This is a genomic window from Acinetobacter sp. AS23 (assembly GCF_023612055.1).
Lineage (GTDB): Bacteria > Pseudomonadota > Gammaproteobacteria > Pseudomonadales > Moraxellaceae > Acinetobacter > Acinetobacter oleivorans.
Genome location: NZ_CP082274.1, coordinates 2,333,561 through 2,356,914 on the forward strand (window position 1 = coordinate 2,333,561; position 23,354 = coordinate 2,356,914).

General features: G+C 39.1%; 24 protein-coding genes. 9 read left to right on the plus strand and 15 right to left on the minus strand.

From position 1 onward, the window contains the following. The 4 genes from K6I41_RS10910 to K6I41_RS10925 all read left to right on the plus strand — a co-directional run bounded on the left by K6I41_RS10910 (window position 1) and on the right by K6I41_RS10925 (window position 4,822). Window positions 1-840, plus strand: coding sequence for an RNA methyltransferase (locus tag K6I41_RS10910; RefSeq protein WP_250374283.1), 840 nt, complete (start codon window positions 1-3; stop codon window positions 838-840). Next, the gene (cysE, locus tag K6I41_RS10915; RefSeq protein WP_049836467.1) at window positions 833-1,648 is read left to right on the plus strand and encodes a serine O-acetyltransferase; all 816 of its coding nucleotides are present in this window, start codon (window positions 833-835) and stop codon (window positions 1,646-1,648) included. Before K6I41_RS10910 ends, cysE begins: the two co-directional genes overlap by 8 nt. A gap of 105 nt (window positions 1,649-1,753) precedes the next feature. After that, window positions 1,754-2,698: an ABUW_2363 family tetratricopeptide repeat lipoprotein gene (locus K6I41_RS10920; protein WP_005304468.1), complete on the plus strand. Its 945-nt coding sequence runs from the start codon at window positions 1,754-1,756 to the stop codon at window positions 2,696-2,698. Between the two features lie 117 nt (window positions 2,699-2,815). Beyond that, window positions 2,816-4,822: an esterase/lipase family protein gene (locus tag K6I41_RS10925; protein WP_250374284.1), complete on the plus strand. Its 2,007-nt coding sequence runs from the start codon at window positions 2,816-2,818 to the stop codon at window positions 4,820-4,822. Window positions 4,823-4,876: 54 nt separating this feature from the next. Here K6I41_RS10925 and ahpF read toward each other — a convergent pair whose 3' ends face one another. From ahpF to K6I41_RS10940, 3 genes are all read right to left on the minus strand, one after another. After that, on the minus strand, window positions 4,877-6,442 hold the full coding sequence (ahpF, locus tag K6I41_RS10930) for an alkyl hydroperoxide reductase subunit F (protein ID WP_013198477.1): 1,566 nt from the start codon (window positions 6,440-6,442) through the stop codon (window positions 4,877-4,879). A 178-nt stretch (window positions 6,443-6,620) separates the two neighbouring features. Continuing rightward, window positions 6,621-7,142 (minus strand): chromate transporter, encoded by a 522-nt coding sequence (locus K6I41_RS10935; protein ID WP_000501457.1) that lies wholly within the window; start codon window positions 7,140-7,142, stop codon window positions 6,621-6,623. After that, window positions 7,142-7,702, minus strand: a complete 561-nt coding sequence (locus K6I41_RS10940; RefSeq protein WP_250374285.1) for a chromate transporter — start codon at window positions 7,700-7,702, stop codon at window positions 7,142-7,144. Before K6I41_RS10940 ends, K6I41_RS10935 begins: the two co-directional genes overlap by 1 nt. A 101-nt stretch (window positions 7,703-7,803) precedes the next feature. On the opposite strand from K6I41_RS10940, the gene K6I41_RS10945 reads away from it, so the two are divergent. Further along, window positions 7,804-8,706, plus strand: a complete 903-nt coding sequence (locus K6I41_RS10945) for a LysR family transcriptional regulator (RefSeq protein ID WP_250374286.1) — start codon at window positions 7,804-7,806, stop codon at window positions 8,704-8,706. Window positions 8,707-8,767: 61 nt separating this feature from the next. On the opposite strand, the gene arsH is transcribed toward K6I41_RS10945, so the two are convergent. From arsH to K6I41_RS10965, 4 genes are read right to left on the minus strand one after another with little or no spacing between them, the layout of a single operon-like run. After that, on the minus strand, window positions 8,768-9,481 hold the full coding sequence (gene arsH, locus K6I41_RS10950) for an arsenical resistance protein ArsH (protein WP_151767240.1): 714 nt from the start codon (window positions 9,479-9,481) through the stop codon (window positions 8,768-8,770). Continuing rightward, window positions 9,468-10,514, minus strand: a complete 1,047-nt coding sequence (gene arsB, locus K6I41_RS10955; RefSeq protein ID WP_250374287.1) for an ACR3 family arsenite efflux transporter — start codon at window positions 10,512-10,514, stop codon at window positions 9,468-9,470. The genes arsH and arsB overlap by 14 nt, the downstream gene beginning before the upstream one ends. A gap of 10 nt (window positions 10,515-10,524) precedes the next feature. Next, complete coding sequence (locus tag K6I41_RS10960; RefSeq protein ID WP_250374288.1) at window positions 10,525-10,998, minus strand: arsenate reductase ArsC; 474 nt, start codon at window positions 10,996-10,998, stop codon at window positions 10,525-10,527. A 4-nt stretch (window positions 10,999-11,002) separates the two neighbouring features. Then, entirely contained in the window at window positions 11,003-11,332 is a 330-nt protein-coding gene (locus K6I41_RS10965) for a metalloregulator ArsR/SmtB family transcription factor (RefSeq protein WP_250374289.1), read from the minus strand. Window positions 11,333-11,416: 84 nt separating this feature from the next. On the opposite strand from K6I41_RS10965, the gene arsC reads away from it, so the two are divergent. After that, entirely contained in the window at window positions 11,417-11,845 is a 429-nt protein-coding gene (gene arsC, locus K6I41_RS10970) for an arsenate reductase (glutaredoxin) (protein WP_250374290.1), read from the plus strand. Between the two features lie 68 nt (window positions 11,846-11,913). On the opposite strand, the gene K6I41_RS10975 is transcribed toward arsC, so the two are convergent. The 3 genes from K6I41_RS10975 to K6I41_RS10985 form a co-directional block, all read right to left on the minus strand. Continuing rightward, window positions 11,914-12,075, minus strand: a complete 162-nt coding sequence (locus tag K6I41_RS10975) for a DUF1427 family protein (RefSeq protein WP_000784879.1) — start codon at window positions 12,073-12,075, stop codon at window positions 11,914-11,916. 57 nt (window positions 12,076-12,132) lie between these two features. Next, complete coding sequence (locus K6I41_RS10980; RefSeq protein WP_250374291.1) at window positions 12,133-14,007, minus strand: amidohydrolase; 1,875 nt, start codon at window positions 14,005-14,007, stop codon at window positions 12,133-12,135. Window positions 14,008-14,116: 109 nt separating this feature from the next. Next, complete coding sequence (locus K6I41_RS10985) at window positions 14,117-14,803, minus strand: hydrolase (protein WP_001043290.1); 687 nt, start codon at window positions 14,801-14,803, stop codon at window positions 14,117-14,119. 197 nt (window positions 14,804-15,000) lie between these two features. On the opposite strand from K6I41_RS10985, the gene K6I41_RS10990 reads away from it, so the two are divergent. Next, window positions 15,001-15,891 (plus strand): LysR family transcriptional regulator, encoded by an 891-nt coding sequence (locus K6I41_RS10990; RefSeq protein WP_005304435.1) that lies wholly within the window; start codon window positions 15,001-15,003, stop codon window positions 15,889-15,891. Between the two features lie 39 nt (window positions 15,892-15,930). Here the strand turns inward: K6I41_RS10990 and K6I41_RS10995 are convergent, their stop codons facing one another. Further along, on the minus strand, window positions 15,931-16,680 hold the full coding sequence (locus K6I41_RS10995; RefSeq protein WP_151987879.1) for a GntR family transcriptional regulator: 750 nt from the start codon (window positions 16,678-16,680) through the stop codon (window positions 15,931-15,933). Window positions 16,681-17,077: 397 nt separating this feature from the next. Here K6I41_RS10995 and K6I41_RS11000 point away from each other — a divergent pair, with 397 nt between their 5' ends. Beyond that, entirely contained in the window at window positions 17,078-18,547 is a 1,470-nt protein-coding gene (locus K6I41_RS11000; protein ID WP_250374292.1) for an NCS1 family nucleobase:cation symporter-1, read from the plus strand. Beyond that, entirely contained in the window at window positions 18,544-19,278 is a 735-nt protein-coding gene (locus tag K6I41_RS11005) for an aspartate/glutamate racemase family protein (protein WP_250374293.1), read from the plus strand. Before K6I41_RS11000 ends, K6I41_RS11005 begins: the two co-directional genes overlap by 4 nt. A gap of 69 nt (window positions 19,279-19,347) precedes the next feature. On the opposite strand, the gene tauD is transcribed toward K6I41_RS11005, so the two are convergent. The 4 genes from tauD to tauA are packed head-to-tail and all read right to left on the minus strand — an operon-like array spanning window position 19,348 to window position 22,948. After that, complete coding sequence (gene tauD, locus K6I41_RS11010; RefSeq protein WP_250374294.1) at window positions 19,348-20,229, minus strand: taurine dioxygenase; 882 nt, start codon at window positions 20,227-20,229, stop codon at window positions 19,348-19,350. 8 nt (window positions 20,230-20,237) lie between these two features. Then, a complete protein-coding gene (gene tauC / locus K6I41_RS11015) occupies window positions 20,238-21,107 on the minus strand; it encodes a taurine ABC transporter permease TauC (protein WP_199942229.1) in 870 nt (289 codons plus the stop codon). Further along, window positions 21,104-21,898: a taurine ABC transporter ATP-binding protein gene (locus K6I41_RS11020; RefSeq protein ID WP_086497183.1), complete on the minus strand. Its 795-nt coding sequence runs from the start codon at window positions 21,896-21,898 to the stop codon at window positions 21,104-21,106. Before K6I41_RS11020 ends, tauC begins: the two co-directional genes overlap by 4 nt. Window positions 21,899-21,907: 9 nt before the next feature. Next, the gene (gene tauA / locus K6I41_RS11025) at window positions 21,908-22,948 is read right to left on the minus strand and encodes a taurine ABC transporter substrate-binding protein (RefSeq protein ID WP_250374295.1); all 1,041 of its coding nucleotides are present in this window, start codon (window positions 22,946-22,948) and stop codon (window positions 21,908-21,910) included. Between the last annotated feature and the right edge of the window lie 406 nt (window positions 22,949-23,354).

Sequence of the window (23,354 nt, forward strand, 5' to 3'; positions counted from 1 at the left end):
ATGAGTTCGTTTGACCACACCACCGTGTCAAAACAATTAGCACAAGTGCGTATTGTCATGGTAAATACGACTTTGCCTGCCAATATTGGTAGTGCTTTACGTGCCATGAAAACAATGGGACTAATTAAATTAGTTCTAGTAGCACCAAAAACATACCCTCATCCAGATATACAAGCACTTGCCGCAGGTGCCCAAGATTTATTTGAACATCTTGAGATTGTAGATACCTTAGAAGATGCGATTAAAGACTGTCATTTAGTATTTGGAACAAGTGCACGTAGCCGCACCATTCCTTGGCCTTTACTTGATGTGAGACCTGCGGCTAAAGAAGCTATTAAGGCCACCACTCAAGGACAACAAATCGCTATTGTTTTTGGCCGTGAAGACCGTGGCTTAACAAATGAAGAATTAGCACTGGCAAATTATCATTTAACCATTCCTGTCAATCCAGACTATGGCGTGTTGAATGTTGCGCAAGCGATTCAAGTTGTATGTTACGAACTTCGCATGTCTGCTCTCGAGCAAGAGCAAGTCGATCAGAATGTAGATGAAATGCCATTAGTGCAAGGCCAAAGCATGCAATGGGATGAACCTTTGGTGACTCAGCAACAAATGGAAGAGTTTTATCCTCATCTAGAAAAAATGCTGACTGAAATCGAATTTTTAGATCCAAAAAATCCACGTTTATTACCTTTACGCTTGCGTCGTTTATTTGGTCGTATACAATTAGATCGTATGGAATATCATTTACTTCGCGGTATTTTTAGTCGCGTACAAGCTTTAACAAGTGGTAAATGGAAAAAAGCATTATCTGACAAGGAGGATCAACCCAATGCTTAAGCAGCTTAAAGAAGATATAAAAGCTGTATTTGCGCGAGATCCTGCTGCCCGCAATACACTAGAAGTTCTTACGACTTACCCAGGTATTCATGCAATTATGATGCATCGTGTTGCGCATGAATTATGGCAAAAAGACTGTAAAGGTGCAGCTCGCCTACTTTCTTCATTTAGCCGTTTTGCAACTGGAATTGAAATTCATCCTGGCGCTAAAATCGGTAAGCGTTTTTTTATTGATCATGGCATGGGTGTTGTGATTGGTGAAACTGCTGAAATTGGTGATGATGTTACGCTTTATCATGGGGTTACCTTAGGTGGTACCACATGGAAAACTGGTAAACGCCATCCAACTTTAGAAGACGGTGTTGTTGTTGGTGCTGGTGCGAAAATCTTGGGTCCATTTACTGTAGGTAAAGGTGCCAAAGTCGGTTCGAATGCTGTAGTGACCAAAGCTGTTCCTGCTGGAGTGACTGCTGTAGGAAACCCTGCTCGCTATATCTATAAAGATGCCAACAAAACTAAAGATAAAGATGAAGAACGTCGCCGCGATTATGCACAAAGTATTGGTTTTGCCCCATATGCGACAACTGCTGATCAGTCAGACCCTATTTTAGAAGGCATGCGTGTTTTACTTGATCGTATTCAACACAATGAAACGCGTATGAATAATTTATGTCAGCGTTTATCAGAGCTAGATCCTAGCTTCGAAAAAGAAAGTCAAGATGAACAACCTTTTAGTGATGAAGAGCTAAAAATTCTTGAAGAAGTGCGTCGTGAATGTGGTGCACAAAACAAGATATCAAAAACGTAATATTCTTGATTCATAATGTAACACGCTTACCCTTGCATGTCGGTTTAGCTTTTTCTAGACTTGTCACTACCAAATCTGACTTTACTAAAATGAACGGAAGATCCTATGAATTTTAAGCCTTTGGCATATATCATCCTTGCGACCTCAAGTTTAACAGCTTGTACAATGGCACCTGTAAAACAACAAAAAATTGAGCCTTTTGTTTTCAAGGAACCAGAACTTACTCCTCCTTTTTATGCGTTAAATCCTTTTAACTACGATCAACCGCCAGCATTTGAAGTTGCCTTAAAAGACGCTGCTGCACAGCCAGTAACCAAAATGGTCGTTAATCGTCAAGATGACCCAACTAAACAGCTTACTCTCGATGTCAATAAACTGATTGTTCCGACTGTAAATAATTCACAGCGTTCAATGAAATACGCAGTTTTAGCTGGTGAAAATGAAATTGATGTTACAAGTATTGATGACTTTTTACAGTTAGTAGAAGGCAAAGCTCGTCACTACCCACCTCGCTTTACTGATCGCCAAGAACGTAAAGGCTTCGAAAGTAAACTTAAAGAAGTAACACAACAACTTGATACACTTGCTGCAAACCCAAATGCATCATTTGATATTTTGCTTCGTGCTTTCAAAGCAAGCGTTCTTGCACGTAATCTTGATTTAGGTACCGTTCATACCACTAGATCTTTAGAATATGCTCAAAGACTTCTAAAAATTAGCCCAGATGATGCAGAAACGAACTTCTGGTTTGGTTTCGGTTTATCTGAAGGTGGTGGTCAACGTGAAGCTATTCCTTACTTAGATAAAGCCATTAAAGGTAATGTTCAAGAAGCGTATTTAGCTGCTGCAAACAACTATATTGCAATGGAGCAAAAGAAAAATGCGATTCAGACACTTAAAAATTATAAAGTGAAATATCCAGATGAATCGGAAATTGCTGATCGTTTAATTCAAGAAATTGAAAAACAAGGTCGTTGGAATGTATGGCAAGTTTTGACTAACCCTGCAATGTCTGCAACTACAACACCAAGTGCAACACCTAAAAAATAAGCTTAAATAGTTAAAAAAAGGGCCGTTTTGACAGCCCTTTTTTTTATTTGATCATTTGAAAAATATTTTAAAATTTGTATGATCTACCTACCATTGAGCCACTAAATTTTGACCATAATGTTTTCAATAAAAAGAAGCAAAACAGTATTGACGGTCATGCTACTCGGTTCAATTCTGAGTGGTTGTCAGGTCGTTAATGTTAAACAGCAAGCTTTGAATGTGACTATTGCAAATGAACGTAATAGTATTCTTACGCAAGATAAACTCAGCGAAGCAAGTCTGAATGTTTTATCAATGTCTGGTCAGGAAGCTAAAGTCTGCACTGAAACCCCTGATAACTGTGTAAATCAACTCAAAAAACTTCCTCAAATTTTAGATGAACAGTTTTTATCAGCTGCAAGTGAAATGTATCTGGCAAAAGCAATGGCTTTGTCAGATTCCTCGGATTGTAAAATTAGTAGGTTTACTAAACACAAGTCCGAAGAAGAACAAACCAATATTCAGAATAAATATGATGATTGCTTAGACCAACAATTAAATTTACTCGATAAAAGTATTCGTTATAGCTACGCCTATCTATTTTCAACAAAACGTAAGCCTACCGACCGTATTTTTGATAATAGACAAGTTCAGATTCGGGACTTTTACAATCAAGCCATAGCAAAAATGGTGAGCGTTTATGATTTACGCTATCCAAAAAAAGATGTCGTAGAACCTCAAATACATATTGGTAAGAGTGTCTATTCGATTGATTTTGAATTTCACCAGCAACTTGCTGGACAAAAATTAGAAAAGTTAATTTCTAGTTATAACTTAAATTTTTCAGGGTTAAGAACCATTAACCGCCGCGATGGTTTTGGCTCTGAATTTGTAGCGGTTTTTCCTAGCTCAGGAAAAGAAGATATTAATGAATATATTCTAGACCCGCTTAAATACAATTATAAAAATGGTGTTAACCCCAATATCCATCATGCACGTTATTTGGCTGCAACGATTGTCGCTGAACCAAAACATGCGACCACTGTTGAAGAAATTATTAATAATTCTGAATTCGTGATTCGCGTTTACGACCCTTATCGCACCGATAATATTAATGTCGCTGGTAAGCAATATCCTCTAGCAGCCAACTTTTCTGCACCTTATGGCCTATGGCTGGCCGAAAATAACTTAGGTGTGGCAGCTTATTTAAGCCTAATTGATCGTGACCAGCACTTGACCATGCCACATCTCTACATGCTTGAACCCTACAACCCCAATAAGAAAATTATTGTGTTGGTTCATGGGCTAGCAAGTAGCCCTGAGGCATGGATTGCTTTGACCAATGATGTTATGGGTGACACGGTTTTAAGAGATAACTATCAAGTTTGGCAAGTTTTTTATTCAACCAATATGCCGATTTTGGAAAGCCGTTTCCAAACTTATGCCCTTCTTAAGCAAGCTTTTGGTTCGTTGAACCCTAGTGACCCTGCTGTACATGATGCTGTTCTTGTGGGCCATAGTATGGGGGGTATTATTAGCCGCTTACTGGTCAGTGATGGTGATATTACCAAGCCTGCTTTAGATTTGATGACAATTCGCCAGCAAAACCGCTTTAAGAAACATCCAATGGTTACTGAGCGATTGCAAATGCATTCAATCAATAATTTTGATCGTGCAATTTTCTTGGCTTCTCCTCATCGAGGTACAGATTATGCAGATCGATGGTTTACGTTAGCTGCACGTAAAATTATTCGTTTACCGGGTGCATTTTTGTCGGCTGTAGCGACTTCTCTCACCACTGAAAATTTAGATGTTAAAGATTTTTTGAGTAATATTGATAATGGTTTGATTCAAAATGGTCCAAGTGATTTGAGTCATCAATCTAAATTTATGGAACTTACAGAAAATATTAATCCGCACCAAGGGTTAGTCTTCCACTCTATTATGGGCAATATTACCAAAAGTGATGATCCAAATGTGATTACCGACGGTATCGTTCCCTATAAGAGCGCTCACCTAGAAGGTGCAAAATCTGAGAAAGTTCTTCCGGGTGGACACTCTATTCAGTTAACACCTCAAGCTGTACTAGAGCTACGTCGTATTCTACGAGAGCATTTAGTTGAACACGGTTTATATAAACCATAAAAATAAAAAAGAGCCAAAGGTTGTCCTTTGGCTCTTTTGTTTTGAAATTAAATTTTATTGCCCAGAACGGATGATGTAATCAAACGCAGAGAGTGATGCTTTAGCACCTTCACCTGTGGCAATAATGATTTGTTTGTAAGGTACGGTTGTACAGTCACCCGCAGCAAATACACCTTTGACATTGGTTTCATTGCGGTCATTCACAATGATCTCGCCACGGTTGGTTAACTCAACTTCACTGTCTTTTAAGAAGTCAGTGTTTGGTAATAAACCAATCTGTACAAAGATCCCTGCAAGCTCTACAACATGCTCTTCATCAGTGGCACGGTCTTTATATTTAAGACCAGTCACTTGTGAGCCATCACCTAACACTTCTGTGCTTAACGCATTCATAATCACAGTTGTGTTTGGCAAGCTATGCAGTTTGTTTTGCAACACTTGGTCAGCACGAAGTTTTGTATCGAACTCAACCAAAGTCACATGCTCAACAATCCCCGCAAGGTCAATCGCAGCTTCAACACCTGAGTTACCACCACCAATCACGGCAACACGTTTGCCTTTGAACAATGGACCATCACAGTGTGGACAGTACGCGACACCACGGGTACGGTATTCTTGCTCACCCGGTACATTCATTTCTCTCCAACGTGCACCTGTTGAAAGGATCACAGTTTTCGATTCAAGTTTTGCACCGTTTTCAAGTTCAACTTCAACCAGACCATTGATCGTTTGGTTTGCACCTGTGATTTTGCTGACACGTTGCAGGTTCATGATATCAACATCGTATTCACGAACATGTGCTTCCATCTCGGCAGCAAACTTAGGACCTTGAGTCTTTTGCACAGATGTGAAGTTTTCAATGTCCATGGTGTCCATCACCTGACCACCGAAACGTTCAGCTACGATACCTGTGTTAATACCTTTACGTGCTGCATAGATTGCTGCTGTTGCACCCGCAGGTCCACCACCAATCACCAATACATCAAAAGCATCTTTGGCATTGAGTGCTGCTGCATCTTTTTCAGCTGAGTTGGTGTCAAGTTTTGCCACAATCTCTTCAAGGGTCATACGACCTTGACCAATGTGTTCATTGTCTTGGAACACCATTGGTACAGCCATGATTTTGCGTTGTTCAACTTCGTCTTGGAAGAATGAACCATCAATCATGGTTGCTGTTGTATTCGGGTTATAAATCGCGATCAGGTTAAGCGCCTGTACCACATCCGGACAGTTATGACAGCTGAGTGATACAAACACATCAAAGTTAGCTTTGAGGTTTAAACCTTTAATCTGGTTGAGCACTTCATCAGAAACCTTCGGTGCATAACCAGACACCTGTAACAATGCCAAGATCAAAGATGTAAACTCATGACCCATTGGTAAGCCTGCAAAGAACACACGAGGTTGTTCACCTGCTTTAGCCACACCAAAGCTTGGACGACGTGTATTGTTGCCATCAAAACGGGCAGTCACTTTGTCAGAAAGCTCAGCGATTTCTGTCACTAACTCTTTAATTTGAGCAGCTTTATCTGATTCATCTAAAGCAGCAACTAATTCGATTGGACTTTCTAAACGTTCTAAGTAAGCTTTTAATTGAGTTTTAATGTTTTGATCTAACATCTGTTTTTACTCCAATGCATCCAAATTCTTTCAATAGATGCATAGTACGTTAAAACACAAAATAGGTGAAACAGTATGTTTTTATAGATTTAATCGGTTTTTTAGATTTAATTGTTATTTACTTCATCAAAAAAAGCCAACCTGAACTCATCCAGCGCAGGTCGGCAAACTGGTTCAACTAGAGTAAGACCACACCAAATACCGCCCCAGCAATCAAGACATGTAAAGGATGAACCTTTTTAATTAAAGATAATAAAGTCGCAATGACTACCATAATAATGAGTAACGTATTTATTGCCGCTGCCTCAGAAATAATCCAAGCACTGGCAAGTACAGTTCCCACAGTGACAGGTTGTAAAGCAAGCTGTAAAACACGTCTCCATTTTTTATCTTTAAATTTTGACCAGCCTCTCATCACAAATACAGTAATAAGAGATGAAGGTAAAAATTTAGCGGTAGACGTTACAAGTAGACCTGACAACCCTGCTACATGCCATCCCACCAACGGTACAATCATCATATTTGGACCGGGTGCAGCTTGAGCCATGGCGAATAATGCACTAAATTCTTGTGCTGTCATCCAGTGATGAATATCAACGACTTGACGTTGCATTTCAGGCAAAATTGTATTGCCGCCACCAAATGCAATAAGAGACAATTGAGTAAAAATGATGGCTAAAGTAAGTAGAACTGCACCCATTACACACGTCTCCAAATAATAGTTGAATAAAGTGCCAACAAAATCAGCATGGTCAAAAGCAAGGAGATTTTTAGAAAAGCAATGCTAAGAATTGCTGCCACAACAACACACATCGCTATTGGGTTACGTAATAATGGTTTCAACATTTTTAAGCCGGTTGCCACCAGAAGCCCTGCTGCTGCTGCTCCCAACCCTTCAAAAAGATGCTTAACCATTAAATTGTCTTGGAACTGCTCATAGACATAATGTAAAAGTACAACAATTATCGTAGGCGCAAGGATCAACCCAATCAGTGAACTCACCGCGCCACGGACACCGCGAAACTCCATGCCAATAGCAACAGATAAATTAATGATATTGCCGCCCGGTAAAAATTGACACAGACCCAGTAACTCAGTGAATTTTTCAGGACTTAGCCACTGTCGTTGCTCTACAACGACTTTACGAGCTAAAGGCAATACGCCACCAAATCCGATTAAACCTAATGTTAAAAAACCTAAAAACAGTTCTGTGCAAGTCGGTACGGTCTCCTTCTGCACAGCAATCTCAACATGGTTCATTTTCGTTACTTTTCACTTTATCTGACCAAGATAGAATGCTACTTTTATGATATATCTACAAATGCTTTTATTTTCACTAACCATACCCTAAAGGTATTCCTATGCTAGATTTACATAAGCTTCATGCCTTTGTCGTGGTGGTAGAAGAAAGAAATATTACGCATGCCGCAAACCGATTATTTATTCAACAACCGCCTCTAACGCGTTTACTCAAAAAACTTGAAGAAGAACTCGGTGCACAGTTACTTATTCGCCAGCCTCGTGGCATTGAACCCACAGAAGCGGGTTTAGCCTTATTTAAAGAAGCACAGCTTTTATTAGAACATGCCAGACATATTCCAAAATTAGTCCAAGATGTTAGCCAAGGTAAAACAGGACAACTCAATATTGGTTTTACAAGTTCTGCAGGTTTGCATCCGCTCATTTCACTCGTATTGCGGTCATATCGAGAAATATATCCAAAGGTACTAACCAAACTTGAAGAAGCAGGCAGCCAAAAACAATTAGATCGATTAATCTCAGAGAAACTTGATATCGCTTTTTTAAGAGCACCCATCAGCCGTGATATTGGGCTAAAGCATCTTCATATATTAGATGAGCCAATGGTAGTGGCATTACCTATGGGCCACCCACTTACACAAAAAGAAAAAATTAGCTCAAATGACTTATCAGATGAAAATTTTGTTTTATACCGTCGTTCTTCAGGACAAGGTTTATATGACAATATTTTATATAGTTGCTATCAAGCAGGTTTTAGTCCACGCATTATTCAAGAAGCGCCTCGACCTACTGCAACGTTAAATTTAGTCGCTGCTGGAATTGGTATAACGATTGTGCCAGCCTCAATGCATAACTTTTGGGAACATGAAATTGTATATCGCGAGTTTGATGACTCTATAAAAATGAATGCTCCTATTTACTTGATTACACGTGAAAATGAAAATTCAGCGAAAGTTTCAAACTTTATTGAACTATTGCAAAAACTTTTGCCCACAATGGCCTGAGTGTAAAAGCTAGACCATAAAAAGTGCTCTAATGTGAGCACTTTTTATTATCATCAATCTACTATTTTTGATTGATTCGTTTAGATAATTCTTCTGCAGATTCTTTACGTTCCGAATAGCGATCTGTCAGATATTGTTTTTGTCCACGTGTTAATAAAGTGAATTTATAGAGTTCCTCCATTACATCGACAATTCGGTCATAGTAAGAGGACGGTTTCATACTTCCATCTTCTTCAAACTCTAAAAAAGCTTTAGCAACTGAAGACTGATTTGGGATGGTAATCATGCGCATCCAACGCCCTAAAATACGCATTTGATTGACCGCATTAAACGACTGCGAACCACCACTAACTTGCATAACAGCTAATGTTTTACCTTGTGTTGCACGAATTGCTCCACCAGCTAGGGGAATCCAATCAATCTGAGCTTTTAAAATCGAACTCATTGCACCATGACGTTCTGGTGAACACCACACCATACCTTCTGCCCAAGCCAAAAGCTCATGCAACTCTTGCACTTTCGGATGATCTGTTTCTGCATCCTCTGGTAAAGGTAAACCTTTAGGATGAAAAAGTTTGACCTCCGCACCTAAATATTCAAGAATTCGCCCAGCCGTCAACACAGCAAAACGGCTATAAGAACGCTCACGATTAGAACCATATAGCAATAGAATGCGTGGTGGATGTTCAAGTTGCTGTGCTTGCACTTGTTCAAAGGTAGGCTTATCTAAAAGATTTAATGCCACATTGGATAAATCATTGTTAAGACTGTTCATGTGAGAAATACTTTTTCTTGAGCCAAAGAGAAACTGAAACGAGTGAAATTAAAACCGGAACTTCAACCAATGGTCCTATCACTGTGGTAAATGCTACAGGTGACGCTAAACCAAATGTTGCAATCGCAACCGCTAAAGCTAACTCAAAGTTGTTGCCCGCAGCGGTAAAGGAAATGGCTGTGGTACGTGGATAGTTATTCCCCATACGTTTACTCATAAAGAAGCTAATGAAGAACATCACCCCAAAGTAAATCGTCAGTGGGATTGCAATACGTAATACATCTAAAGGTAAGCTCACCACATCGCCACCTTTTAGGCTAAACATCGCCACAATGGTAAAAAGTAAAGCAATTAAACTAATCGGGCTGATTTTTGGTAAAAATTTAGTTTGATACCATTCCAAACCTTTCGACTTGACTAAAATCAAACGCGTCAAGAACCCCATTAAGAATGGAATACCTAAGTACACCAAAACCGCATGTGTAATAGTCCAAAAATTCACATCAATGACTTGCCCTGCCACGCCAAAATACGGCGGCAAAAAGGTTAAGAATAACCATGCATAAGTGCTAAAGAACAGAATTTGGAAAATGCTGTTAAAAGCAACCAACGCTGCGACATATTGGTTATCGCCACAAGCCAAGCCATTCCAGACCAATACCATTGCAATACAACGTGCCAAGCCAATCAAAATAAGGCCAGTCATATACTCTGGATAGCTATGTAAGAAAAAAATCGCAAGGATAAACATTAAAACTGGAGCAATAATCCAGTTCTGTACCAACGATAAAGTTAAGGTTTTCTTATCTTTAAATACTTCTGGTAACGCAGCATAATCTACCTTTGCTAAAGGCGGATACATCATTAAAATTAAGCCGATTGCGATTGGAATATTAACGTTATCCACACTCATCTGATTCAAAGAAACCGAGGCCTGAGGGAAAAAAACACCTATTGCCACACCTAAACTCATAGCAATAAAAATCCATAGCGTTAGGTTCCGGTCTAAAAAAGAAAGCTTTTGCTTAGTCATCTCGACTCTCTTACTCAATATTAGAGATTTTATTAATCTCAGCAATTAAATGTGAGCGATTTAAATGTGCCACATCTAAAGCAAACAAGGCATCTAAACGACGATTAATATGATTCACTGTATCTTGAAAAGCTTTGAGTTTTTCTTCTTTTGGCAAATCAAGATGTGATGGGTCACTCAGTCCCCAATGTGCTTTGATTGCGCCACCTAAATAAAGTGGACAAGCTTCTTGAGCAGCAGCATCACAAACTGTAATCACAACATCCGGTTGATATTGTTCACAGTCATCAATAGTTTTACTCCATAAGCCTTCTGTTGAAAGATCTAAATTTTCAAGCGTTTCGAGCGTGAGTGGATGTACCTGCCCTGATGGTTTACTCCCAGCGCTATAAGCTTTCCAACCTTTTGGTGCACGACTGTTAAATAAAACTTCTGACAAAATGCTACGGCAACTGTTTCCAGTGCATAAAAATAAAAATTTCATGTTTTTACTCACAATAAGTAGAAATTGACGAAAACTGTGAAGATGATTGATTCACTAAACTTTCATCTTGGTTTCCTATAATTTTCAAAACTTCAACGGCCCAACTTGGTAAATCAGGGTTGACACTGTAATACACCCATTGTCCTTGCCGCGTGTCTAGTAAAATACCGTGGGTACGCAGTAAAGCTAAATGTCTGGAAATTTTAGGTTGGCTCAAATCCAGTTGTTCAGTTAGCTCACAGACACAAATATTTTGTTTATTTAGAACTAATTTAAGAATGTTTAACCGAGTTTGATCAGATAGACATTTAAAGAAATCGACTTGATTGATCATATCTTCAACAGAATATATTCGTTATTGCAAATATACGGATATCCATATATAAATGCAATATCTTAATTCGACCCTGAATTTCCCATGACTGAGCTAGTGAAGATTTACCATAACCCTGCTTGCGGAACCTCACGTAATACCTTGGCGCTTATTCGTCATGCAGGAATTGAACCTATCGTTATTGAATATTTACAAACACCACCAAGTAAAGATGAATTGATTCAACTCATTAAGGATTCAAACCTAACTGTACGTAAAGCAATTCGTAAAAATGTTGATCCCTATAAAGATTTAGAGATAGAACAAGCCGATTGGACCGATGATCAGTTAATTGATTTTATGGTTCAGTACCCAATTTTAATTAATCGCCCATTCGTGGTTACACTAAAAGGCACACGACTTTGCCGCCCTTCTGAAGTGGTGCTCGACATTTTAGATTCACAAAACTTAGGCTATTTTGCAAAAGAAGATGGCGAAGTGATTATTGACGAACAGGGCCGTCGTATAAAGTAATTGAAGATATTTATTAATATAAAAAGCTAAATGGCATTGAACCATTTAGCTTTTTTGAATGAAACGGATTAAAAATAGGATTTGATAAAAGGAAGCAGTTGCTCTCCTATTACCATGCCTAATAAACCGACTAATGCAACAAGAGGTGGAGCTGGTGACTTAACATTTAAAACGTAATATAAGACACCAACGAGCAACCCTACAGCCAAAGATAACAAGTACATTTTCATCGTACATACCTTAGGGAAGCAAGCCATTTAATGAGGCAGGTTCCCATACTGTTTTATTTAAAATGCAAAACAAGAACACCCAAGTGCACCCCAGAATGATTTTTTATCCTTATCATTTACAGGAACATCAAGCATCCAAGAGTGGCTATGCCCATGCATGCCACAACTGCTAGCACATTCACACAATGCACTTTGTGACTGTAATGATTGATTCGAAGGCGCATTACGATTTTCGGATAAACGCCACTGACCACCAAAGCGTTTTACTGGCGACCATGTTGGAGATGCTGGCGGTAATGGAGGATCGTCTTGCTTAAACTCAGCCCCTGCATATACCACTTTTCCGCCTAAAACAGTGAGTACAGACTCAATCCATTGGATATCTTCTGCTTCCACTTTGAAGTAGTCATCGGACAATACGACTAGATCAGCAAGTTCCCCTGCTGTGAGTGAACCTTTAACATCTTTTTCACCTGAGAACCAAGCCGAACCTTTAGTCCAGAGTTTGAGTGCAGTCTGACGGTCTAATAGATTTTTTTCATCATAGAGTGGTAAACCACCGACTGTTTTACCCGTACTTAGCCAATACAAACATACCCAAGGGTTATAAGAGGCAACACGAGTCGCATCTGTTCCCGCACCCACAGGAACACCAAGTTCTAACATTTTCTTAACTGGTGGCGTTGCTTGAGCAGCCTCGGCACCATAGCGTTTCACGAAAATCTCACCTTGATATGCCATACGGTGTTGAATGGCGATACCACCACCCAACGCACCAATACGTTCGATATTACGCTCAGATACAGTTTCGGCATGGTCAATAATAAATCGTGTTGCAAATGGCTGTTTTGAATTGACGCGCTCAAATACATTGAGCAAACGATTAATACTTTCATCATAGGTTGCATGAATACGGAATGGCCATTTCTTTTCGGCCAAGTGCTCTACAATGGCTTCGAGTTCGCCTTCCATTTTTTCCGGTAAATCCGGACGTGGCTCATAGAAATCTTCGAAGTCACCTGCCGACCAAGTCAGGTTCTCACCTGCTCCATTCATTCTAAATAATTCATCACCATCACCCGGAAATGTCATTTCTGTCCAACGGCGATAATCATCAAGCTCTTGGCCTGCCTTCTGAGCAAATAAGTTGTAAGCGATTCGCACTGTCATCTGATTTTGATCGTGCAATTGCTTAATCACATCATAATCTTCAGGATAGTTTTGACCACCACCACCCGCATCAATTGCTGAAGTAATGCCTAATCGGTTCAACTCACGCATGAAATGACGAGTTGAATTGACTTGGTCTTCAACTGGCAATTTCGGCGCTTTACCTAAGGTCGAATATAAAATCATAGCGGATGGAGTTGCGAGCAATAGACCAGTTGGTTCACCCTTTTCATCTCGTACAATCTTGCCTCCGGGTGGATCTGGAGTGTCTTTGTTAAAGCCCAATACATCAAGCGCAGCTCGGTTCAACAAGGCACTGGCGTATAAATGTAAAACAAATACGGGAGTATCTGGTGCAGCTTTATTAATTTCTTCTAAAGTCGGTAACCGCTTTTCGGCAAACTGGAACTCAGTCCAACCACCGACTACACGGACCCATTGTGGAGCTGGCGTATTATCTGCTTGCTCTTTAAGTAAGCGTAGTGCATCCGCAACGGATGGCACACCTTCCCAGCGCAGTTCCATATTGTAATTTAGGCCACCACGAATAATATGCAGATGACTGTCATTTAGACCCGGTATAACGCGACGGCCATTTAAATCTACGACTTTGCTTGTTGGTGTTGCGAGCTTCATAATCTCATCATTTGTACCCGTACGTACGACTTTACCGTCTGCAATCGCAATTGCTTGTACTTCGGGATTCTGAGGATCTAGTGTTGTGATTTTACCGTTTATGAGTATGAGGTTTATTTCGGTCATTCTGAACTCCATTCTTGTGAATTATCGTTCTAAAAAATAAAGGCATATCTGTATTAATATCACTTAAATATTGAATACTAGACATGCCTTTACCTAAATCAGTACTGTTTTATTTTGCAGGAACTGGTGCAAGTACTTCGTGTTTTGATGTTGTACGTTCAGGCGCCTTATGTACCATCGTATAAGCATAATCAACGCCCATACCATAAGCACCAGAATGCTCGCGTACAATTGCCATAACTGCATCATACGTATCACGATGTGCCCAATCACGTTGCCATTCGAGTAAGACTTGTTGCCAAGTTACTGGAACAACACCTGCTTGAATCATACGTTGCATGGCATAGTCATGTGCTTCTTTTGATGTACCACCAGAAGCATCTGCAACCATATAAATTTCATAATCGCCTTCAAGCATGGCGCCAAAAGCAAAGGTGTTATTGCACACTTCAGTCCATAAGCCTGAAACAATCACTTTTTTACGATTATTTTTTGCAAGCGAATCACGTACTTTTTGGTCATCCCATGAATTCATTGAAGTACGTTCTAGTAATGGAGCATCTGGAAATACATCTAAAAGTTCTGGATAGGTATGACCAGAGAAGCTTTCAGTTTCAACCGTGGTAATGGTGACAGGAATATTGAATGTTTTAGCTGCTTTTGCTAATCCTACCGTATTATTCTTTAATACTTGGCGGTCTATTGACTGTACCCCAAAAGCCATTTGTGGCTGATGATCAATAAAAATAACCTGACAATTTGTTGGTGAAAGTTGTTCTAAAAGTGACTTATTCATGGGTAAACTCCATTATTCCTTATGAGTAATGCATTAAAATTGCTTACTGGTCATTATCAAAACAGATAAAAATGTAAAAGCATAGACAGCAAATCAGCACGAATCTGTATGCTGTACGAATACAATAAAATCAATGATTGCTTTTTAATTTTTATAGTTTAATCATTGATATATATTTTTTTAACTTTTGCTTATCCATGGATCGATTAGACTGTATTTCCACTTTTGTAAGTGTCGTAGAACATGGGAATTTTAGTAGCGCAGCCAGAGCACTCGACATCTCACGTGATTTAGTGGCCAAACGTGTTTGCTACCTCGAAAATGACCTGAAAACCACACTGTTAACCCGAACCACAAGACAGATGAACCTCACCTCTTGTGGAGAAAAGTTTTATCAGCATAGTAAAGTCATTTTAAGTGAGTTTGAATGGGCTGCCTACGAAATTAGCTATAATCAGCAGTACCCAGAAGGCGAACTCAAGCTCAATACACCAATGTCTTTTAGCAATATTTTTCTTCAAAATATTATTTCAGACTTTATTGAGAAATATCCTAGCATCAAAATTGATCTATTCATGACTGATCAACTACTAGACATGAATAATAATAAATTTGATTTAACCATTCGCGTAGATGGCTCTCCTCCAAACTTAGCAAATAGTAAAATTTTAAATACCTATCAGCGGTATCTATATGCAACACCTGAGTATTTTAATCAGCATGGATTACCAGACTCATTAGAAGAACTTAAAGAACATAAATTTCTGATTTATTATCAAGATAGCCGACATAAAAAACTGATTTTCCAAAAAGATCAAAAAGAAGTGTCCTTTAATTGTTTCCCTGTGATGACCTGTAATAATGGTGAATTATTATTAGATATGTGTTTAAAAGATCACGGTATCGTTTTTCTTCCAGAGTTTATTGCAGAGCCTTACTACAAAGAAGGTAAATTACAGAAATGTTTGGAGGACTACACCAGTCAGCCGCTTCACTTATATGTGACATGGCCAAATCGTAAAATTTTGTCGAAGAAAGTAAAACTATTTATTGATTTTTTAACGCATCAAATCATTCCTATAAAATAACCATCTGGGCCTTTTCCATAGGAAATGGCCCATTATTTTTTAGTTAGTTTGAATGGTTTCAATTTTCTTATTTTTAAATAAATTTAATAAATTTTGCTCTGCTGTTGCTGTGCTGTCTTCTTCAACAAATGTCGTAGCGTAGTGTTCTAAATGCTCTTCCATCAATTGAGTTGCTCGCTTTTCATCGCCTTGCTCAATGGCATTTAAAATTGCACGATGTTCATCTGCCGAACAATTATTATGTTTGGGAATTTCATATAACCCAATTAATAACGAAGTCCTTGCAATAAGCGTCTGCAAATAACTGGTCATAATCGTATTTTGATTTGCTTCAATCAGCTTTAAATGAAATTGCCCTGATAGCTTAATCCACTCGGCCCAATTGCCAGCTAAACGCTCATGAGACTCTTGATCGACTAAACCTCGAAGCTCACGAAAATCTAGGCTATGTGACTTTTGAGCTAGCTTTTTTACAGTGGCGATTTCAAGCATGCTGCGTGCTTCAAAGACCTCTTTTGTTTCATGAGCACTATGTTTTGCGATGAGTGCTCCACGATTGGGCTGAATTTCGATGACCTTATCATGTGCAAGTTTGACGAAAACACGTCTTAACACTCCTCGCGTTACACCGAATGCTTCACACAAAGGTGCTTCAACTAAACGTGCGCCAGGGGCAAGTTGTCGATTTAAAATAGCATCTACAATAGCGTTATATATATGGTCATCAATTTCATCATTGCTCATTTCTACGGCTTTTTTTGGTGCATTCGATGGCATTGATTTTTCCATTTTTTATTAATGCTCCCTCTTTTTAAAACTTTATCTAATGACAATAGTGTAAGTTTAACTTAAGCATTTTGGAATATTGCTCTCATTCCCACAACAAATATACTGAACCGAATAATTCAATATTAGATCTCTAAATATCCACTTATACACCTAAATTTACTTACTTTTTATAAAAAATTAAGCACTTCTCATTTTATAAAACTGTCTCTTCATATCCAAAATTCACACCAGTTTAAATAACTCATAAGCGCTACTTCCTAAATTTGGCATAACTTTTGCTCAATTAAGATTGTGCACAATTTAAATATCATATTGTACACAATTTTAATTTCATTCTTTTAGACAGAAAAACAATGCTGCTGAAAGTGCCTCCATCTTAAGGAAGTGAGTGTTCAAGATGAATAATACCGAAGCAATAATTAAACCTTCTTATGATGCAAAACTGACAAATCAAGATTTAGCTCCTTTAAAAAAGCAAACATGGGGCGCTTATAATATTTTTGCCTTCTGGATGTCTGATGTTCATAGTGTCGGCGGTTATGTCATGGCTGGAAGCCTTTTTGCACTCGGGCTCAATAGCTGGCAGGTACTTTTATCTTTACTCATCGGCATTGCCATAGTTCAGTTTTTTACAAACCTGATTGCCAAGTCTAGCCAACAAACGGGTACGCCCTATCCTGTTATTTGCCGCGCAACCTTCGGTGTACTTGGTGCAAATATTCCTGCTGTTATTCGTGGTCTTATTGCTGTCGCATGGTATGGCATTCAAACCTATTTAGCCTCAAGTGCCTTTTTATTGGTCATTTTAAAGTTCTTTCCAGAATGGTCGGTGTATGCCGATGTTTCAACTTATGGCTTTCTTGGGCTTTCCTATCTAGGTTGGGTTGGCTTCATGCTGCTTTGGCTACTGCAAGCGATTGTTTTTTGGTCTGGCATGGACAGTATTCGTAAGTTTATTGACTGGGCAGGTCCGGCTGTCTACGTTGTAATGTTTGCGATGGCAGTATGGCTCATCTGGAAAGCTGGCTGGCAGAATATTGATTTAAACTTGAGCGGTGTTCAATACGACGGTTTTGCGGTTGTACCAGTCATGATTGGTGCTATTGCGCTTGTTGTTTCATATTTTTCAGGGCCTATGCTGAACTTTGGTGACTTCTCTCGTTATGGCAAAAGTTTTAATGCCATTAAAATGGGTAACTTTCTTGGACTACCGATTAATTTCTTAGGCTTTTCTTTACTTACCGTGGTTTGTATTGCAGCAACGCTACCTGTTTACGGCAAACTCATTACCGACCCAGTAGAGATGGTTGGCAAATTGGATAACACTTTTGTAGTCATTTTAGGCAGCTTGACCTTAATGATTGCGACCATCGGGATTAATATTGTCGCTAACTTTGTTTCGCCTGCCTTTGATTTTTCGAATGTTTCACCGAGCAAAATTAGCTGGCGCATGGGTGGAATGATTGCAGCAGTAGGTTCAATTTTCATCACCCCATGGAATCTGTTTAATAATCCTCAAGTGATTCACTACACCATTGATATTTTAGGTGCATTTATCGGCCCACTTTTTGGCGTGCTTCTAGCCGACTTTTACCTCGTTAAAAAACAAAAAATTATGGTGGATGATTTATATACCTTAGACCCTAAGGGTTTGTATTGGTACAAAAATGGTTATAACCGTTCTGCCTTCTATGCCTTAATTCCAGCTTCATTAATTCCTGTTTTATGCGTGCTTTTACCACAATTATCTGCGCTGGCTAATTTCACTTGGTTTATTGGTATGGGATTTGGTTTCGTGATCTACCGATTTCTTAACCAACCGCTTACTCATGCTAAATCGGCAATGACGAAGGTAAAAGTACAATGAAAATTAAAATTATTAACCCCAATACCACTCAAAGCATGACAGACAAAATTGCTGCATCAGCAAAGATAGTCGCAGATTCTGGTACTCAAATTATTGCAGTGAGTCCTCAAATGGGCCCTGCAACGATTGAAAGTTATTATGATGAAGTATTAAGTGCAGTAGGTGTGCTGGAGGAAATCCGACAAGGTGAACAGCTAAATGTAGATGCCTATATTATTGCCTGTTTTGGTGATCCTGCGCTTTATGCTGCCCGTGAAATTACTTCAGCGCCTGTGATTGGGATTGCCGAAGCAGCTATGCGAACTGCAAGTTATGTCAGTAATGGTTTTAGTGTCGTCACAACCTTACAACGCACAGTGAATATGAGTTGGCATCTGGCTCATCGTTATGGGGTTACGCCATTTTGCAAAAATGTTCGAGCTTGTGACATTGCAGTTGAAGAGTTAGAGCTTCCTGACTCAGATGCTTATCGAACCATACGAGATGAGTGCAAAAAAGCACTAGTAGAAGATAAAAGCGATGCGATTGTTTTGGGCTGTGCAGGTATGAGTGATTTGTGCCAAAAGCTACAAAACGAGTTGGGCGTGATTGTTATTGATGGCGTTGCAGCAGCAGTTAAACAAGCTGAAATGTTAGTCCAGTTAAATTTAAAAACCAGCAAAGTTGGTGATTGGGCCTCACCTCCTGTAAAGAGTTACACAGGCATATTGTCAGGATTTGGAGCACATTAGAAATAAATTACTGTTTCAATTCCAACTCAAAACGCTGCGTTGGAATTGAAACGGCTGAAAACCAAAGAATTAAACTTCAGCTAACTCTGGCTGTTGTTCATTTTTATAAAATGGCACATCACCGTTAATAGTTGCACGGTGCATGATGCGATGAGCATCGCCATAATCAAATAATGCTTTATGTTGTGTGCAACGGTTATCCCAAATCGCGATATCACCATCTTGCCACTTCCAACGCAAATGAAATTGCTCTTGGGTCGCATGTTCAAACAAGAAATCAAGTAATTGCTCACTTTCTTGTTCAGGTAACTCATTAATTCGAGTGGTAAAGCCCTCACTTACAAACAACAAAGGTTCACCTGTAACCGGATGGGTACGCACCACTGGGTGAATCACTGGCGGGTTACGCTTAAAGGTTTGTAAAAGCTTTTCACGCTCTTCTTCATTATGAGCAAAACGCTCAAGTGGAAAAGACTTACGAATATCGTGTGTTGCAGTTAAGCCACGCAATTTTTGCTGTAACTCAAGCGAAAGCCCTTTAAAAGCTGCTGTGTTGCTCGACCACAGGGTGTCACCGCCGACAGGTGGAATTTTAATGGCTTGCAACACACAACCTAAAGGTGGATTTTTACTAAAAGTCACATCTGTGTGCCAAAGTTCATTGTCACGCAAATCTTGTTTCCAGCTATCGAGCACCATCACTTCAGGTACATCTTCAATTGAAGGATAAATCGGGTGCACGTGTAAGGTGCCAAAACTGCGTGCCAAGTCTGCTTGTGCTTGCGGTGCTAATTGTTGCTTTCGAAAAAAAATAACCTGATGATCAAGCAAAGCCTGCTGGATTTGTTGCGTTGTCTGTTCATTTAACGCATTCAAATCAATATCGTGAATAATTGCGCCAATGGTAGGCTTGATCACTTCAATATTTAAGTTTGCTACTACTGTATTCATCTTCTTTACTACAACTGCTGACCATACCAAGGAGAAAACTGTTTTTGTAACCAACGTAAAAACAGCTCAAAACTAACTGCGACAATCGCAATCACAATAATGCCCAGAATCACCGTATCGGTAATTAAGAACTGTGCTGCCGATTGCACCATAAAACCAATACCACGGTCGGCTGCAACCAATTCTGCTGCAACTAATGTTGACCAACCCACCCCAAGACCAATACGAATACCGGTAATAATATGAGGTAAAGCCGTTGGTAAAATGACATGCCAAAATACTTGTGCCTGACTTGCTCCTAGCGACAGTGCAGCACGTTCACGATTAAGCTGATGGCTTAACACACCATGCGCACTACTAATGATGACCGGCGCCAAAATCGAGAAGAAAATCAAAAGTACTTTTGTGGTTTCACCAATACCGAACCAAATTACGAGTAAAGGTAAATAAGCTAACGGCGGAATTGGACGTAATAATTCAACCAAAGGATCTAGAACAGCGCGAACCCATTTGTTCAGGCCCATCCATAAACCTAGTGGTACACCAATTACAACAGCAGCAATCAATGCTAAAAACACACGCGAGATACTAGCGGCCAAATGTTGCCACAAAGTAGCCTTCATAAAGCCTTCTTGGCTAACCGATATAAATTTTTGCCAGACTGCCTGTGGGCTCGGTAAAAACAGTTCAGGTACGACATGCAAAGCAGTAATGAGGAACCAGAGTGCAACCACACTTCCCACACTAGTTATGCTAACTGCCAAAGTGCGATGCTTCTCAAAAAAAGACGATAGAAATGAAGCATTTTCTGTTTGCACATCTGGCTTAAGTTTTAGCCCTGCTTTGTCATATTCATAGACGTTATCTTTAGTACTCATGTGGTTAACGCCTCCTTACCGCTTTGTTTTTGTGCCCTTAAACTTTCAAATAGCTGTTCTCTGAGCTGAATAAATTGAGGATCCGATTTAATTGAGCGAATAGACTCGCCCTGACGATATCGATTAGCAAAATCAAGATGTAGAGTTTCTACAATTTTGCCTGGATGCGCTGTCATCAGAACTAACTGATTGCTGAGCAATAATGCTTCTTCAATATCATGAGTAATTAAAAAGAAGCTTTTATTTTGTTGAATCCATAAATCGAGCACTAACTGCTGCATGTTTTCACGTGTAAAAGCGTCTAATGCAGCAAAAGGTTCATCTAACAAAATAAACGGCGCATGACTAATCAAAGCTCTGGCAATACCAACACGTTGTTTCATACCACCGGAAAGTTCCCAAATATTGGCTTTTTCAACGTGACTTAAACCTACAATTTTTAAAATTGCGTTCACTTGTGCTTCGATATCTGCGCGCTTTAAACCTTTTAACTGCAAAGCGAAGCCAACATTATCTGCAACATTCAACCAAGGAAGGAGTGCATGATCCTGAAACACGACAGCGCGGGTTACATCTGGTCCATTTACCACTTCATGATTTACAAGCACATCACCTGAACTCGGCTTTTGAAACCCTGCCAAGATATTAAGCAAAGTTGTTTTGCCACAACCTGACTCGCCTAAAATCACGGTTAAAGAACCTTCTTCAATGGTTAGGTTAATGTCTTGTAAAACTGGCTTTTGCTGTTTAGGAAAAGTCAGATGAATATGTTTGGCTTCTAGTACACTCATGACAACTCCTTAAGGCTGCAAAAATGAAGAATTCACGTTGCCTTTATAATCGGCTTTAAGTTGATCGACCTTGCCCTGACCTTTTAAGAACTTCGCTGTGTCAAAAATATTTTGCGCAAATTCACCATCTAACGTTTGTTTTTGCTGAGCGTGGTCTAGGTAAATATTTCCACTTAATAAAAGCGGGATATCTTTTGGATCAGAACCTGTGAGCTGCGCAATTTTCTGCACGTTATCGGCATCTTTAACGTAAGCGGCTGGATCTTGATTATATTTTTCAAGCTGCTCAAGCGTAGTTTTAACAAAAACTTTTAAGAAATCAGGATTTTTCTCTGCAAAATCTTTACGCACAACCCATAAGTCATAAGTTGGAGCGCCCCATTCACCCACTTGTTTTGAGTCAGTTAAAACCGTACCAGATGCTTTGGCTTTACTTAAAGCAGGTTCCCACACATATGCTGCATCAATATCACCACGTTCCCAAGCAGCTGAAATTTCAGGTGGACGCAAGTTAATAATTTTTACTTTGTCTTCTGGAATGTTCCAATGTTTAAGTGCAGACAAAAGGCTGTAATGCGTGGTTGAAACAAACGGTACAGCAATGGTTTTGCCAATTAAATCTTGAGGAGTTTTAATGCCTGATTTATTACTTACCACTAATGCTTCAGATCCACCAAGTTTTGATGTAATTAAGAAGACTTCAATCGGTAAATCACGGCTTGCCGCGGCAGCAAGTGGACTTGAGCCAATATTGCCAAGTACGACATCACCTGAAGCAAGTGCATTGACAACATCTGAACCCGCATCAAATTTTTTCCATTGAATATTACGTTGGCTATGTTTTTCATATTCCCCATTGGCCTGGGCAACTTTGCTTGGGTCCACCCCTGTTTGGTAGGCAATGATCACAGGTTTACTGTCGCGAACTGAAGCACTTGTATTATTGTCTTTTTTATTTTGCCATACGATAAATGCAACAATTGCTACAACCACAATTGCCGTGATAATCAACGGTTTGGTCTTTGTGCTCATAATTTCATGATCTTTCAATAATATAAGCTCATGGTATGCAGCTGGCTTTATAATGAAAAATAAAAAAATATGAGTTGCTTATCTATTTTTGATAAATAACTTTTTCATATAAGTTTTTATCTTTTGGTAAAAAGCAAATATCAACTAAACTTACAGATTAGCCATAAAATTAAAATACTTATATATCAATAAATAAAAAAGATATTCAAAAAACACATGATGAGAAAAAACTGACACATCTACTCTAATTATTTTATCCTACTCATTTCGTCATTTTTATTTTTTGCTTATCGCATCCAGAGTTTTGCATCTAATTAATTTTCATTCTTTTATATAAAGTTCAGATTTTATTATATTTTTATCTTAAAACTTCTGCAAATATTAAGATTTGAACAAATCTTTTTCTGGTTTATACATGACGCAA